The following is a 14,988-nucleotide window of genomic DNA, read 5'->3' as shown; positions in this document are numbered from 1 at the left end:
TCGTTTAGTTGATCATTCGCTTAGATAGAAGATCATCTCTACTTTAATTGGCAGACGCTTTCCCTAGGCACGATCTCCACCATTACGCATCATTTTCTTCCTTCATTGTTTCCAAAAGCGTGTTGTCCCTTGCAAGAGTCGTCGCCAATTTTATTAATTCTGTTTTCTAATGAAACGAGTCCAAACATACATTATGTCGTTATTAATCGATTTAAAATCTCTTGATAACCTTCTTGAAGATTACCAATATTACGTCGAAACAAATCTTTATCCAGTCGTTGGTTCGTATCTTTATCCCACAATCGACATGTATCAGGTGAGATTTCATCTGCTAAAAGGATGGTTCCTTCTTTTAAGCGTCCAAATTCAAGTTTGAAATCAATTAAACGAACGTTAATACCGTCAAATAATTCACTCAACTGTTCATTGACTGCTAATGCCATCTCTTTTAACGTTTCTACTTCATCTTGACTCGCTGCTTCTAAAAGACCGATATGGTCCTCAGTGATCAAAGGATCACCGAGGGCATCGTCTTTATAGTAAAATTCAACAATGGGTCTTGGAAGGGCTGTTCCTTCTTGTATTCCAAGACGTTTTGCCATACTGCCTGCTACCACATTACGGACAACCACTTCTAGGGGGATAATCGTTACTTGTTTGACAAGCTGTTCTGTGTCAGATAATCTCCGAATAAAGTGAGACGGAATCCCTTGCTCCGCAAGACGCATAAATAGATGCGAAGAAATCTCGTTATTCAGCTTTGCTTTGCCTAAAAGCGTATCTTTCTTTTCACCATTGAATGCAGTTGCTTCATCTTTATACTCCACCCAAAGCGTATCTGCCTCTTCTGTCCGATAAATGCGTTTAGCCTTACCTTCATAGAGCAAGTCTTGTTTTGTCACGTTGTCATCAGCCCTTCGTTAACGAATTTTACTCGCTTATTCCTAAACGATTAAAAATGGTATCCACGTGTTTCATATGGTGTTCATAATTAAAGCACTCATCTAATTCTTCATTGGAAAGCACGTCGGTGATTCTCGGCTCACTTTCAATGAGTTTGCGGAATTGTACGCCTTCTTCCCAAGCTTGAGTCGCTTTAGGCTGAACTAAATCATACGCTTCTTCACGTACCATTCCTTTATCAATTAAACTGAGTAATACACGCTGGGAATAAATTAATCCGTACGTACGTGTCATATTTCGCTTCATATTCTCAGGGAACACCGTTAAGTTCTTCACAATGTTTCCGAAACGATTTAACATGTAATTTAATGTAATCGTTGCATCTGGTAAAATAACACGCTCCGCTGACGAGTGAGAAATGTCACGCTCATGCCAGAGTACAACATTGTCATAAGCAGTATTCATATAGCCTCGAATAAGTCGAGCCAAGCCAGTCATATTTTCAGAGCCAATAGGATTTCTTTTATGTGGCATGGCTGATGAACCTTTTTGCCCTTTTGCAAAATACTCTTCTACTTCTCGAAGTTCGCTTTTTTGAAGTCCACGAATTTCAACAGCGAATTTTTCAATAGACGTAGCAATAAGAGCCAAACTTGCCATATATTCCGCGTGACGGTCACGCTGTAGTGTCTGTGTAGAAATTGGCGCTGGATTTAGTCCAAGTTTCTTACAAACGATTTCTTCTACACGTGGATCAATATTCGCATAGGTTCCGACAGCTCCAGATAGTTTTCCAAAACGAACACCCTCTGCTGCATGTTCAAAACGTTCAATATTACGCTTCATTTCTTCATACCATAAGGCAAGCTTTAGACCAAATGTCGTTGGTTCAGCATGCACACCATGAGTACGGCCCATCATAATAGTAAATTTATGTTCATTTGCTTTTTGTTTAATAATGTCTAAGAATCGATTTAAGTCAGCTGCAAGAATATCATTTGCTTGCTTCAACAAGTAGGATAACGCTGTATCAACAACATCTGTTGATGTAAGACCGTAGTGCACCCATTTGCGTTCTTCACCTAATGTTTCTGAAACGGCTCGAGTAAAGGCAACAACATCATGACGCGTTTCCTCTTCAATTTCTAAGATTCGATTTACATCGAAGCTCGCATTTTCACGAATTTTCTTCACATCTTCTTCCGGGATTTCTCCAAGCTCCGCCCACGCTTCACACGCTACAATTTCCACTTCTAGCCATGCTTGATAACGGTTTTCATCGGTCCAAATGGCACCCATTTCAGGACGAGTATAACGTTCAATCATTCTATTTCCTCCAAGACTTTCATTTTTTTCTCCCAAAATGCATCAAGGATTTGCAAACACCTGGTTGAATCTTCACCAAGCACTGTTAAATGCCCCATCTTCCGCTTCCATTTTGCTTCTTTCTTTCCATATAAATGGAGGGAAATGCGATTCAGTTCATTTAACCGTTCCATCAGTGGTGCCACATGCTCGCCGAGCAGATTTTCCATAACTGCAGGTGTGAGCAATGTTGTTTCACCAAGTGGTAATCCACAAATGGCACGGATATGCTGTTCAAATTGAGAGGTCTTACAAGCCTCTATTGTATAATGCCCAGAATTGTGCGGTCTAGGGGCAAGTTCATTAACGACTAGTTTGTTATCATCTGTCACAAACATTTCAACTGCTAATGTCCCAACTACTTCGAGTCCTTCAACAATCTGCATGGCAATTTGTTTTGCTTCTTTTTCCACTACTTCACTAACACGAGCCGGTGCAATTGTACGATGTAAAATACTGTCTTGGTGTTCGTTTTCAACTAGTGGAAAAACCGAAATCTCACCATTCCTTGATTTAGTCGCAATTACTGAAACTTCACAAGTAAAGGGAACAAAAGCCTCTATAACAAGCTCGCCATAGGTAAGGAGATGCTCAGCGGCATCTGTTAGTTCGTCCCATGTATGAACAACTTTTTGTCCTTTTCCATCGTATCCACCTCGGCACGTTTTCACTACTGCTGGAAAGTTCGTTATTGCAACGGCTTCTTCTAGATCGTGAAGGGATTGAATAGCCGCAAACGGTGCGACAGGTACGTGAAGGTGACGTAATGCTTGTTTTTCCTTTAATCGATGCTGAGTTGTCGCTAGCACTTTATATCCTTGTGGAAAATCACTAACTGCCAATAATTGTGCAGCTGCTTGTTCATCGATATTTTCAAATTCATACGTAATAACATCACTTATTGACGCCAATTCTTTACAAGCTTCATAATCATCATAAGAAGCTGTAATGACATGGTCTGCTACTTGAGCACAAGGTGCGTCAGGGGTTGGATCAAGCACTGCAATCCGATACCCCATTGCTTTTGCAGACAATGCCATCATCCTACCTAACTGACCCCCACCAATAATGCCAATCGTGCTTCCTGGTTTCACAATGGTCATTGTAATTCACCTCGATGATCCATCACCGTCTGTCTTATTCTTTCTCGTCTTGCTTGCAGACGTTCCTGTATACGTTTATCTTCTATCCCTAAGATTTGCGCTGCTAAAAGTCCTGCATTTGTTGCTCCTGCTTTACCAATTGCAACCGTAGCAACTGGAACCCCTCCAGGCATTTGTACAATCGAAAGAAGGGAGTCCAACCCATTCAATGCCTTCGATTGAACTGGCACACCTATAACAGGTACCGTCGTCTTAGCAGCTACCATTCCCGGTAAGTGAGCTGCGCCTCCTGCGCCAGCAATAATCACATTTAACCCTTTATGAAGGGCTTGCTCTGCATATTCAAACATTAAATCTGGCGTTCGATGAGCAGAAACAACTTCTTTTTCATACGCAATACCTAATTCGTCTAATACATCACATGCGTGTTTCATCGTCGGCCAATCTGACGTACTTCCCATTATGACGCCAATTCGTGGTTGGTTCATCTTCATCCCCCGATATTTTTTTCTAAAAAAAGAAAAACACAGTTCGTCCAAATCTACATAAGAGAAAAGACGACAACTGTGTCGTTAAAGCCTAAATAAGCGCTTTTGTCTTTCCCCATAGTCTAACAATTTACGGTCGTTAGGTAGAAACGTTCAGGCCATATCCCTGAGATTATATGAGGTGATATATTCGTTTTCATTCCAATTCGCACTTTCAGTTTACGCAGGAATCGAGCTAATGTCAACATATAGTCGAACATTTATACAATTGTCTTTTCACAATGTTCGCTTTTAACTCAAATGGGAAAAGACTCACTTTCTTTCTACATTTGCATAAGCTATGGTAAATGCCTATAGAAAGGAGGAAACAAGGTGCGCTCCTTTGAACAGCGAATTAAACGATCCTTTTTATTTATCGCTTTTGGCTTATCTTGGAGTATGGTTGCCTTACTATTAGCAAGACCTGATTTGCCTCCTCAGTATTTTTTATTTTTTGCATGTCTAGCACCAGCTGTATCTGCTGTCATTGTGCATGAATCGACTACAAACCACTCTTTAGCTCACTCTTTATTTTTAACAGCAAAACCAACGCCTGCATGGGTGCTGAGCCTATTTATACCATTCGTCTTTTTTGGCCTATACATCATCTCTTTTCCAAATGAATTTGGAGTGTTTCACCAATGGTGGTTTTATCTTTTCTTCATTACCGCGTTTTTAGAGATTGGTTGGCGAGGGTTTTTTCAAAAAGAATTGGAGGTTCCCTCATTTTGGCTTTCATCTATCACGATTGGCGTGCTTATGGCATGTTGGGCTACACCCATTCTAGTTGTGTTTTTTGGTTTGAGTGACTTCCATTTACTAGCCTTTGCTTTCTTTTTTCTACTTATCGCAGCTCCATCTACATTTCTAATAAGCTTAACCAAATCACTATTCCCGTCAACGATTTTAAACGGTTTTCTTCTTTATTTATTGACGTTGCTTTTTACGCATAGTGATATGCTCGTTGTTTTCTTCGCTTTGCTACTTATGTTAAACGGTATAACAATGCTTGCCCATGCCGTCTTTCCACACTATTTCACTCAAGCATTTATTGCTAAAAGAAAATAAGACAAAAAGCCCCACTGTGAATCATTCACAGTAGGGCTTTACGAGTATAGCTAGCTCTTTTCTTGTTGGCTCTCAGTGAGAATGCCCTCAAACATAATTTGTTGCTTTTTCCATACTGGATCTTTTCCTTTTACTTCTGTAAAAACAGGTTTTTCCATTCGTTTTATCGGTTGATAACCTAGCTGCTGCATTCGTTGCAAGCACTCGTCTATTGTTTCGTCGTCCTTTACTTCAAACCGCTGCTTTTTCTTCATTCTAATACCCTACCTTTTTCGCGTACTTACCTGTAGTGTATCACAATTGCTTCTCCTAACCGGTTCAAATTCTTCTAAGGTACAGTTGTTCTAAGTCTAAAAGAGGAGCGTATCTAATTGAGTTTCTGGTTAGCTCGCTTCACTGACAAAACCACCTGTTCATGCTGTTGCTACTTTACTCTCTCTTTCCATAAATGCTTAATGGCATCCAAACCCAACTTTGCTCCTTTTTGGCACGCCTCCATTCCCTCGAATTCAATTGAGACATAGCCTTCATAATTCTTTTCTTGCATATATGCAACAATCTCTCGAATCGGAATGTCACCTTGTCCCACAATAGCACCTCGCAAGTAACGACCTGAGGTTGTTTGTAGCCAACCTTCTTTGATTGGTAAGTCGTCTGCCTTTCGATAATAGAAGTCTTTAAAATGAACCATCGACGCATAAGGAAGATTGTTCGCTACTCCAACGAACGGATCTTCATCTACACAGAGAAAATTACCTACATCAAGGGTTGTTTTAAAATTATCTCGATCAACAGCTCGAACAAGTCGCAACACTCGTTCACTTGCTTGGATATAAAAGCCGTGATTTTCCACACTTGTAATGATATTATATTGCTTTGCATAGTCTGCTATTTCTCGACAAGCTTGAATAAGCAAAGGCAAATCTTCTTCAAAAAATGCATAGGTTGTTTCGTTAAGATTACGGCTTGCTACATCATGACGCATTCGCTTTGCTCCCAATCGAGCGGCTATATCCACGTGCTGCTTTACACTATTAATCGCTTCGTCGTATGCTTCTTTAGAATGTTGAATGAAATTTGCTCCTACTGCATAATTGGAAATCTCTAATCCTTTATCGTTCGCCCTGCTTTTAATCTCATCCACTAACTCAATGTTATTGAGCAAGTCAAATCCAACAGGTACAATCTCAATATGCTCTGCTCCTGTCTCGGCTACATAATCAATTACATCTAAAATTGTCATTTCCCCTGCCTGCATCGCTTGATATAAACTATATGAACTAATACCTACTTTCATTGTATTTCCTCCCCTTTTTTACTTAAATCATATACGGTTGCTTGCTTTTTTCATTTATTTCATTGTAAAAGATGCTAAAAAAAACTGTTATGCGTACATTACGTCTTAACTTATCAAAATCCCTTTAAAAAGATCGAGAGAAATAATCTTTTTTTATAAAACAAAGGAATTATGTCTTTTAATCAACGTATAGTTATAAAAGTTAGTTTACAAAGTATACGAATCTAGAAAGATTTACTTTTATGACTTTTACCCTTTAAAAAAAGAGTCCTTTTAATCATGAAGCGATGCAGAAGCAACACTTATTGATTAAAAGAAAACTCCTTCATTCTACTGCTCTATCGTTTTTTCTATGGAACCCATTTATCAGACAAACCAAAACCGCTTTTTCCGCTCAAATCGCTCCGTATAATTACCTGTCATATGATTAAGCGCTTCTTCTTCCACTTCAATGCGCACCCTTAACATCCATGCGTTCAATAATGTAAAGAGGATTGCTGTCCAGTACGCTTGAAAAATAAGCGGAACAAACGCAATCTCTGTAATAACGACTGCATAATTAGGATGACGAAGAAAGCGATACGGACCTTTTTCAACAACAGGCGCATCGGGCAAAACAATAATTTTTGTATTCCAATATCTTCCTAAAGAAGTTAACGCCCAAATACGAATACTCTGGGCTACGATAACGATTGATAGAGCCACTACACTACTATTCGTAAGGCTTGGCGTTGTAAAGGTTACTTCTAAAAGCAAAGCAACAAAGAAACTAACGTGAAGAGCAACCATCCAACGATAATGCGCTTTACCTGCTTCAATACCGCCAATGCTTTTCATCCAACGTTCGTTTCTTTTTGCTACAACAACTTCAATTAATCGTTGTACAATAATAATGGAGATTATGCCATATACCCATATCAAGCACCTTCACCTCGCCATTCTACTAAGAGCATTTCTGAACAAAAACCAGGCCCAAGTGCAGCAATTAATCCTTTTTCACCTTGTTCATGTTCCTGCTCCATGCACGCTTTTAAAACATACAAAACCGTCGGCGATGACATATTGCCATATTCACTTAACACGAAACGGGAAAGCGCCGTTTTCTCAGATGAGAATTTCAGAGCCTTTTCGTAGGCTTCCAGCACCTTTTTTCCACCAGGGTGAGCAATGAATGCGTCAATGTCTTCAAGAGCTACATCTTCTTTCTTTAAGTAATCGGTGACAACAGGTTCTAACCAATTTGAAACAATAGAGGGAATGCTCCTTGAAAAAACAACGTTTAAACCGTTATTCTGCACATCCCAACCCATTACATCCTCCGAATCTGGCATCAACGTTGATTGAGTTGACTGAATCGCTACATATTCTTCTTGTTTCCGTTCTTTTAGAAGTGGTGATTGATCACCAACTAGCAAGGCGCAAGCGACCCCATCAGCAAAGAGCGATGTCCCAATAAGATTGCTTTTAGAATGATCATCCTTTTGAAAGGTTAGTCCACAAAGCTCGACACAAACAACAAGCACCGCTGATTTAGGATAAGCCAAACAATACTCATAACCTCGACTCAACCCAGCAGCTCCTCCTGCGCAGCCAAGTCCCCATAACGGTATTCGCTTTGTATCTGTACGAAAAGGAAGCTTGTTCATAATCCGTGCATCTAATGAGGGAGTAGACATGCCTGTACTTGATACAAAAACGATTGCATCAATTTCACTAGGTTGTATACTTTTTTTTAAGAATGTCCCCATTTCTAAACATGACTCAATTGCCATTGCACTATAGGTCGTAGCATCTTCAATATAACAACGATTGCGATCCCCTAAGGGATGATCCTCTTTAAACCATTCCATCGGTTGAGAGAAATGACGTTTGCGTATTTCCCCATTTGCGAACACCTTTAATAAACGTTCAATATCCTGGAAGCTCTCCGAGAATAACTCTTTGGCAAATTCCATCGTTTGATGTTGTGGTAGCTCGTATGGTAAATCAGCAGTGGCAACAGACAATATAGCGGGCATAAGTAGTCCTCCTCAATATAGTCTTATTAGATTATCCAAAAGCTGACAATGTATGAGAGCATGACTACTTTTTCCAAATAAAAGTCGTTCTACCATTACACACTTTTCATTAATAATTGGGTTGTATTTCCAATACCATTGTTATACGATGCATGGGTTGAAAGGGTGGATACGAAATGGATAAAGAAATGATGAAAGGTAGCATCGACTTTCTTCTTCTCTCACTGATTGAAGCGAAAGACTTATATGGCTATGAAATGACGAAAAAATTAAAGACGCTTAGTGATGAAACATATAACATGAGTGAAGGTACGCTCTACCCAGCGCTAAAACGAATGGAAAAGAAAGAATGGATTTCATCGTATTGGAACGACAGTGCTGGTTCGCGTAGAAAGTATTACACGATCACGGAAGATGGTAGAAAAGAATTACAACGTAAGCAAAAAGATTGGGCAACGTTAAGCCAGCTTATCAAGCGCACGGGAGCCTCTTATGAGCGCTAAAATGAATACCTATCTGCTGCGGATTGTCAACCAAACTGATTGTCCAAAAGAAGAACGTCAAGATATGTTTGATGAAATGTACGATCATTTAACGCTTATCAAACAAACGTATGTTGAGCAAGGTTATACCGAAAAAGAAGCGGAGGAAATGGCGATGAAAGAATTCGGTCATGAAGCAACAATTGGAGATGGTCTTCAACAAGCAATGTTTCCCTACCGAAGAGAGCTTTTGCTTATATTGGCCCTCGGCTCATACTTATTTGTTTGTGTGCAGTACTTTTCTATTCTTTTCGTAGAAAATGTCGCCAATTACTGGCTATTTATGCCGGCGATCGCGCATGCGCTTATTCTCTTTTTTTCGTTAAATAAAACTTATATTGTGAATCGAAAACTGTGGCTTAACCTTTCTCTTGTCCTACATTTACTCCTGATGTTTGTTTTTGCTTTTCCACATTTCAATGACGGACTTTCCTGGCATATTGTGTTTTATTCTATTCTAGGCGGAACGATTTTCTTAATATACAGAACTGCCTTAACTTACTCTTTTGGTAACAGCAGCGTGATTAAAAAAAGAATCATTCATACTGTCAATATCACGATTGGATTTCTATTGTTAATAGGAATCGGATTTATTCTGTTTGCTTTCTTACTATTCGGTGATTTACATCCAATTTTGCTATTAAACATGTCTTTTCCGTTTATCATTTGGGGCATCGTTTACGCGATTCAAATACGGTTGGCCAATAAAAGCTCTAAATGGTTAAACATTTGCTATTTCCTGTGGATTTACGCGCTGCTCTATCTTGCTGCTCTTATATTCCCAATTTATCTTCCAGAGCTGTTAGCGAGTGATTTAAATGATCTGCTTTTTAGAGTGATCTATCCTATTCAGATTTTTGACTAATGGAGGTGCTTTCCTATGACAAATAAAAAAACGCTTCTCCTCTCTTTAATCGCACTTTTTGGTTCTTGTTTCCTTTTTATGACGGTCGGCTTTTTTGTTACGTCGTCTCAAGAAACCGAACCTGCTTTTACAGGCGTATACGATGTGAATGCAAAAGAAGATTTGTTAGTTGTAACGAAAAAAGATAACGTTGAAACATTATCTTTTCAGAAAAATAATGATCATAACGTCACTTTATTTGACTCTGATCTAGACGCTTATTTATATAGCCCCATTTTTGTCGATGACCATACGGCTGCTTTTATTGAAACAACTGGCTATGAATATAGAGACAATCAGTATGATAAGATTGCCGAGTTCGCCTATAGAACGATTTATTCGCTTGATCTGATTACAAATGAACGAAAAGTGATTGCCAAAGCCCGCGGTGTGCTCCTCGACTTAGTCTATATTCCAGCAAAAGAGCAATTTATCGCAACAGGAGAAGATATTAGTCAAAATGTAGAACCTCAAAAAGCCGAAAGTGGTAGCCATTCTGCACTTTATTTGATAGAAGACGGACAGCTTGCAGAGATTTACAATGGCTCATATATGACGCCCTCATCCATGCAAGCAACAGAAGATGGCACACTGATGCTGATTTTACCTGACGACCAAAGCAACTGGACAGTTGATACAATGTATGAAGCAGTTGAGCGCATATACGAGACTGACCCGACAGAGCAGCCATTGCAACTCGAACTTGTGTCTAACCCGGATAAAATCGAACCTATTACTGATTTTGTGCAAGTTGAAGACGGACTGCTTTATCAAACAATCCTCAATTATGAAGACTATGATGGCGTCTTCGACTATGATCTCGTCCCTTTTTCATTAGTAAATCGAGAAGAAGGCAAGCGCCTTGGTTTAAACGAAAATGGTATAGAATATCTTCGTGCTCCTGGGAATGACATTCTCTATTATGTCAATCGAACACAAGCTTATCGTGGCGGCAATGCATTCTCCTTACATCGCTATGAGCTAGAGACCGGCACAATTGATGAAATCAATGTAACGCCGTAAACTGAAGCAGAATAATTTTTTTTAAAAGGGCTCTTGACCTTCACGTAACGTCAACCATTATGATCGTTATAAGAAAGGAGGCGAACAGGTGGAATATACCATTCAGCAATTAGCGAACCTCGCTGGCGTTAGCAGCCGAACACTCCGTTATTACGATGAAATTGATTTGCTTAAACCGAAACGAATGAATTCAGCTGGATACCGGATTTATGGTCAAAAGGAAGTGGATCGCTTGCAACATATTCTATTTTACCGGGAGCTTGATGTTCGTCTAGATACAATTGTTACGCTAATGAATGAGGATACATTTCGCATAGAAAAGACTTTACTACAACATAAACATCATTTGGAACAAAAGCGAGATCGTTTAAATCAGCTTCTTCAAATACTCGAGCAAACTATTGAGTCTGCAAAGGGAGGAGAACCTATGTCGAATCAGAGTAAATTCGCTGCTTTTAAACGGCAGCAAATTAAGGAAAATGAAACGCTTTATGGAATAGAAATACGTAAGGAATATGGAGATGACACAGTTGATGCAGCCAATAACCACCTCTTACAGCTAACAGAATCGGATTATTTAAAGAGGCAAGAAATAGAAAAAGCATTAACCGAGCAATTGCGTGAGGCATCCAATTCCTCGATTATTACGAAAGAAACAGAACAGGAGATTACGCAACTTCACAAAAAGTGGATTATGTTCTCATGGTCTACGTACAGTGAACAAGAGCACATCGGCTTAGCAGATTTATATCTTGAAGATGAGCGCTTTAAACGCTATTACGATGGAATCGCATCCAATGCGGCATCCATTTTACGAACTGCAATTCGTAACACCTTAATTCCATAAGAAAAGTCGTTCATAAGCCAAGTCGCCTCCAGCATATGTTTAAGGACGTTGATCATAATGGAGGCTAGAAATCATGAATGGATACCCTCCGTCTTTACCAACTTTTCAAACGGAACGACTGTTTATTCGTCCTCCCATGAAAGGTGATGGGGATAAACTATATGAGTCTGTACAGTTCTCTAAACAAGAATTAGTGAAGTGGTTACCGTGGGTGAATCAAATGGTGTCCTCTTCTCAAGCAGAAGACGCGGTGCAATTTGCTCATCAACAATTTCTTGATTTAACAGATTTACGGTTTCACTTATTTGAAAAAGATACACTCTCTTTTGCCGGTTCTGTCGGTTTCCATGAGATTAAATGGCGCGTTCCACGTTTAGAAATTGGCTATTGGCTTGATGTACGATTTCAAGGAAAAGGCTATATGTTCGAAGCAATCCAACCTTTACTTCCTTTTGCTTTTCACCAATTAAGCGTTCATCGATTGGAACTACGCTGTGACCCTTTAAATAAAAAGAGCCGTGCTTTAGCAGAAAAGCTAGGGTTTTCGTTAGAAGCCATTTTAAAGGAAAATGAGCGTGCTACCATCACATCTGGTTATGCCGACACCTGTATTTACGTATTATTCCAATCAACGTTTACACAAAAAAAATCGACACTCTCTTGAATGTCGATTTTTTTCATTATAAAAATGGAATGACAATCCCTCCATATGCAAACGCCATTACGATTACAAGGGCTGGATGAACCTTTAGCTTTGTTAGTAACAGAAAAGCGACTGCCGCAATCACAATGGACTGAATCCACCCAATCGACTGGAGCGCATCATTAAAAATGGTAACAGTTAAAAGCAACATTAACATACAAATGACAGGCTGTACCGCTAAAGAAAGTCCCTTCACAACAGGAGATTGACGATATTTTTGCAAAACCTTCATTAATAATATGACAGCAACACTAGATGGAACAATGGTTGCGGCAAGCGCTACAGCCACCCCTCCCCAACCGGTTACACTGAAACCAACATATGCAGCAATCTTTGTCGCAATGGGACCAGGGAGTGCATTTCCTAAAGCAAGTACATTATTAAATTCTTCACTCGACAACCACCCAAAACGGTTAACGACTTCTTCAAACATAAGTGGAATAGATGCTGGTCCGCCCCCGTACCCTAATAAATTGGCAATGAAGAAGGCGAAAAATAGATAGACATAAATCATTCTGACTCTCCTTGCTGCCGCTTACGCCATTTATCAACTAGACGATAGTGAAATAAGCCATAAATAATGAAGGCAATAATAACAAACCCTGGGTGAATATTTAGTCCTTGAAGGAGCACAAATGCTAAAACAAACGTACCAATTCCCATGAGCCAGCCGAAGCCCTGCACTGCTTTTTTACCAAAGTCATACGCCATTTGCCCGAGCAGCACGGCAATCACTGGTGTCACAGCACCAATCATTCCTGCTATGACTGGTGAATCACTTATTAAATCGACTACCGAAAACAACAAGATCATGGCGATACTTGTCGGAAGAATGTGCCAAAGGGTTGCCCATATGGCTCCTAGCCAACCTTTTTGCTGATAGCCTAAATAAGCAGACATTTTTGTGGCAATTGGCCCGGGGAGCGTATTCGCAATTGCTAAGGTCTCCCCAAAGTCATCATGACTCATCCATTTATATGTCTGAACTGCTTCATGCCTAAAAAGCGGCATGACAGAAGGACCACCGCCAAATCCTAATACACCTGTTCGAAACATTGCTAATGCCAGTTGTTTATACGCCACTTTGATTCTCCCTTTTCGTTAGTTTCTAATTTTCTTTAGATCAAATGTAGGAACAAGCCCTTGCTCCATCGCTCGTCCTAGCAAGTTTTCAATTGCTTCATAACCACGCTCACCAAGGTTTCTAGTAAATTCATTTACGTATAAATCAATATGAGCTTGAGCAACTTTACTTGAAAGCTCCTGTGCATAGCTCATCACATACGCCTTCGTCTCTTCTGGTGACTGCCAGGCATATTCTACTGACGCTGTTGCCCAATGAGTAAGTTGTTCTTTATTTAATGAACGTTTTGCAATAATGGCGCCTAATGGAATTGGAAAACCAGTATCTTCTTCCCACCATTCTCCTAGATCTTGTAACAAACATAAATCATATTCCTGATAAGTAAATCGAGCTTCATGTATGACCAATCCAGCATCAACAACACCGTCTTTTACTGCTGGCATAATCTTATCAAACGGCATAACTTTTATCGTCATTGTATTGTTTGTCAGTGCTTGCGCAGTCCAAAGACGGAATAATAAGTACGCTGTTGAACGATCACTTGGCACAGCCACCGTCTTACCTTCAAGAGATTTAATGGATTGTTTTTCCTTTGTTAATACGAGTGGACCACAACCTCTTCCTAAAGCGCCACCACTTGGGATGAGTTGATAGTGATCTAATACATAAGGTAACGCAGCATACGAAATTTTCATCACGTTAGGTCCCGTTTGATCGATTGCCCAATAATTCGTCTTATCGATGTCCGCATATGTAACGTCTAAAGGTGGTGCACCTTCAATTTTTCCATGTACCCAGCCATAAAAAACAAATGTATCATTCGGACACGGAGAAAAGGCAATATTCATCTTGTTCAACCTCCTTAATCGTTTGACCAATTTTTTTAATCCCTTTAAAAGCAAGTGGGAAATTCCATTTTGATTTGTCACGAACACCTACTTCATTTGAAATGGTTCGTAATTCTGAGAAAGGTAGATTAAATGATTTGGCTGCGGCTGCGACTCCGTATCCTTCCATCGCCTCAGCAATGGCACCTAACTTTTCTCTCTCCAAATATGTTTTTTCTGTGCCTGTTGCTGTTAGCACAGATAAAATGATTCCTTCATGTACGTGATAAGAATGGCTTAATTTCCCAACAAGCTGACGATCAATTCTCGCTTGTTGTTTTTGTGTTCCAAACCCTAACTCATCAATAGAAATAAACCCCTCTGGAGATTCTGCACCTATTTCCGGAGCAATAATACTAGATGCAGCCACAATCGATCCTATAGCAGCACGCTTCGGAAAACCACCGGCAATTCCAATATTTATCACACCTCGGTAAGGCTTTGTTGAGAGTTGCTTTGCTGTATTCGCTGCTGCTGCTGCAAAACCAACCCCACAAACAATTACTTCAATCGTCGATTGTTTTCCCAACCCTTGTTCCAATGCTTCTTTTTCTTGCTCTACAGAGACAGCAAGTAAGACTGGAAGCTTATCCAACATGTAGCACCAAGCCTTTCTAACGATTCTAACAAATTAGTATAGCATATAATTCTTTGCTACGCTGAAGGAATGCAATGTAAGAAAATCAGACATTTCCCTCTTTCTAACGCATACGCTTT

The 14,988-nt window shown here is 39.8% G+C and carries 18 protein-coding genes and 1 riboswitch; of the genes, 6 read left to right on the top strand and 12 right to left on the bottom strand.

Translation table 11 applies throughout. The features are described 5' to 3' along the window. Positions 1-191: 191 nt before the first annotated feature. The 4 genes from purC to purE are packed head-to-tail and all read right to left on the bottom strand — an operon-like array spanning position 192 to position 3,859. A complete protein-coding gene (purC, locus tag E2L03_RS10980) occupies positions 192-902 on the bottom strand; it encodes a phosphoribosylaminoimidazolesuccinocarboxamide synthase (protein WP_038477866.1) in 711 nt (236 codons plus the stop codon). Between the two features lie 28 nt (positions 903-930). Next, positions 931-2,229: an adenylosuccinate lyase gene (purB, locus tag E2L03_RS10975; RefSeq protein ID WP_134259188.1), complete on the bottom strand. Its 1,299-nt coding sequence runs from the start codon at positions 2,227-2,229 to the stop codon at positions 931-933. Next, the gene (gene purK / locus E2L03_RS10970; protein ID WP_055736965.1) at positions 2,226-3,371 is read right to left on the bottom strand and encodes a 5-(carboxyamino)imidazole ribonucleotide synthase; all 1,146 of its coding nucleotides are present in this window, start codon (positions 3,369-3,371) and stop codon (positions 2,226-2,228) included. The genes purB and purK overlap by 4 nt, the downstream gene beginning before the upstream one ends. Then, positions 3,368-3,859: a 5-(carboxyamino)imidazole ribonucleotide mutase gene (gene purE, locus E2L03_RS10965; protein ID WP_038477857.1), complete on the bottom strand. Its 492-nt coding sequence runs from the start codon at positions 3,857-3,859 to the stop codon at positions 3,368-3,370. Before purE ends, purK begins: the two co-directional genes overlap by 4 nt. A 98-nt stretch (positions 3,860-3,957) precedes the next feature. Then, a riboswitch (purine riboswitch) is annotated at positions 3,958-4,059 on the bottom strand. A 172-nt stretch (positions 4,060-4,231) separates the two neighbouring features. Here purE and E2L03_RS10960 point away from each other — a divergent pair. After that, positions 4,232-4,966: a hypothetical protein gene (locus tag E2L03_RS10960; RefSeq protein WP_055736964.1), complete on the top strand. Its 735-nt coding sequence runs from the start codon at positions 4,232-4,234 to the stop codon at positions 4,964-4,966. 50 nt (positions 4,967-5,016) lie between these two features. Here E2L03_RS10960 and E2L03_RS10955 read toward each other — a convergent pair whose 3' ends face one another. From E2L03_RS10955 to E2L03_RS10940, 4 genes are all read right to left on the bottom strand, one after another. Beyond that, on the bottom strand, positions 5,017-5,220 hold the full coding sequence (locus E2L03_RS10955; RefSeq protein ID WP_055736963.1) for an NETI motif-containing protein: 204 nt from the start codon (positions 5,218-5,220) through the stop codon (positions 5,017-5,019). Between the two features lie 170 nt (positions 5,221-5,390). After that, positions 5,391-6,263 carry a sugar phosphate isomerase/epimerase family protein gene (locus tag E2L03_RS10950; protein ID WP_055736962.1) on the bottom strand — a complete coding sequence of 291 codons (873 nt, stop codon included), beginning with the start codon at positions 6,261-6,263 and terminating at the stop codon, positions 5,391-5,393. 366 nt (positions 6,264-6,629) lie between these two features. Next, the gene (locus tag E2L03_RS10945) at positions 6,630-7,184 is read right to left on the bottom strand and encodes an isoprenylcysteine carboxyl methyltransferase family protein (protein WP_236702439.1); all 555 of its coding nucleotides are present in this window, start codon (positions 7,182-7,184) and stop codon (positions 6,630-6,632) included. Then, positions 7,181-8,281, bottom strand: coding sequence for a type III polyketide synthase (locus E2L03_RS10940; protein ID WP_055736961.1), 1,101 nt, complete (start codon positions 8,279-8,281; stop codon positions 7,181-7,183). The genes E2L03_RS10945 and E2L03_RS10940 overlap by 4 nt, the downstream gene beginning before the upstream one ends. A gap of 176 nt (positions 8,282-8,457) precedes the next feature. Between E2L03_RS10940 and E2L03_RS10935 the strand changes: the two genes are divergently transcribed. The 5 genes from E2L03_RS10935 (at position 8,458) to E2L03_RS10915 (ending at position 12,261) form a co-directional block, all read left to right on the top strand. Beyond that, positions 8,458-8,784 (top strand): PadR family transcriptional regulator, encoded by a 327-nt coding sequence (locus E2L03_RS10935; RefSeq protein WP_038477833.1) that lies wholly within the window; start codon positions 8,458-8,460, stop codon positions 8,782-8,784. After that, a complete protein-coding gene (locus tag E2L03_RS10930) occupies positions 8,774-9,688 on the top strand; it encodes a permease prefix domain 1-containing protein (protein WP_055736960.1) in 915 nt (304 codons plus the stop codon). Before E2L03_RS10935 ends, E2L03_RS10930 begins: the two co-directional genes overlap by 11 nt. Positions 9,689-9,703: 15 nt before the next feature. Continuing rightward, positions 9,704-10,750, top strand: a complete 1,047-nt coding sequence (locus E2L03_RS10925; protein WP_055736959.1) for a hypothetical protein — start codon at positions 9,704-9,706, stop codon at positions 10,748-10,750. A gap of 88 nt (positions 10,751-10,838) precedes the next feature. Continuing rightward, on the top strand, positions 10,839-11,597 hold the full coding sequence (locus E2L03_RS10920) for a MerR family transcriptional regulator (protein ID WP_078440212.1): 759 nt from the start codon (positions 10,839-10,841) through the stop codon (positions 11,595-11,597). 73 nt (positions 11,598-11,670) lie between these two features. Next, on the top strand, positions 11,671-12,261 hold the full coding sequence (locus tag E2L03_RS10915) for a GNAT family N-acetyltransferase (RefSeq protein WP_124741611.1): 591 nt from the start codon (positions 11,671-11,673) through the stop codon (positions 12,259-12,261). 16 nt (positions 12,262-12,277) lie between these two features. On the opposite strand, the gene chrA is transcribed toward E2L03_RS10915, so the two are convergent. The 4 genes from chrA to E2L03_RS10895 are packed head-to-tail and all read right to left on the bottom strand — an operon-like array spanning position 12,278 to position 14,869. Continuing rightward, complete coding sequence (gene chrA / locus E2L03_RS10910; protein ID WP_038477824.1) at positions 12,278-12,814, bottom strand: chromate efflux transporter ChrA; 537 nt, start codon at positions 12,812-12,814, stop codon at positions 12,278-12,280. After that, complete coding sequence (gene chrB, locus E2L03_RS10905; protein ID WP_274272165.1) at positions 12,811-13,383, bottom strand: chromate efflux transporter ChrB; 573 nt, start codon at positions 13,381-13,383, stop codon at positions 12,811-12,813. Before chrB ends, chrA begins: the two co-directional genes overlap by 4 nt. 18 nt (positions 13,384-13,401) lie before the next feature. Beyond that, positions 13,402-14,232, bottom strand: coding sequence for a 1,4-dihydroxy-6-naphtoate synthase (locus E2L03_RS10900; RefSeq protein WP_055736957.1), 831 nt, complete (start codon positions 14,230-14,232; stop codon positions 13,402-13,404). Beyond that, positions 14,201-14,869 carry a futalosine hydrolase gene (locus E2L03_RS10895; protein ID WP_078440213.1) on the bottom strand — a complete coding sequence of 223 codons (669 nt, stop codon included), beginning with the start codon at positions 14,867-14,869 and terminating at the stop codon, positions 14,201-14,203. The genes E2L03_RS10900 and E2L03_RS10895 overlap by 32 nt, the downstream gene beginning before the upstream one ends. Positions 14,870-14,988 lie beyond the last annotated feature (119 nt).

Origin of the sequence: Shouchella oshimensis (assembly GCF_004375095.1) — a bacterium.
GTDB lineage: Bacteria > Bacillota > Bacilli > Bacillales > Bacillaceae_D > Shouchella > Shouchella oshimensis.
The sequence above is the reverse complement of the archived record's forward strand: the minus strand, read 5'-3'. Positions and strand labels throughout refer to the sequence as shown.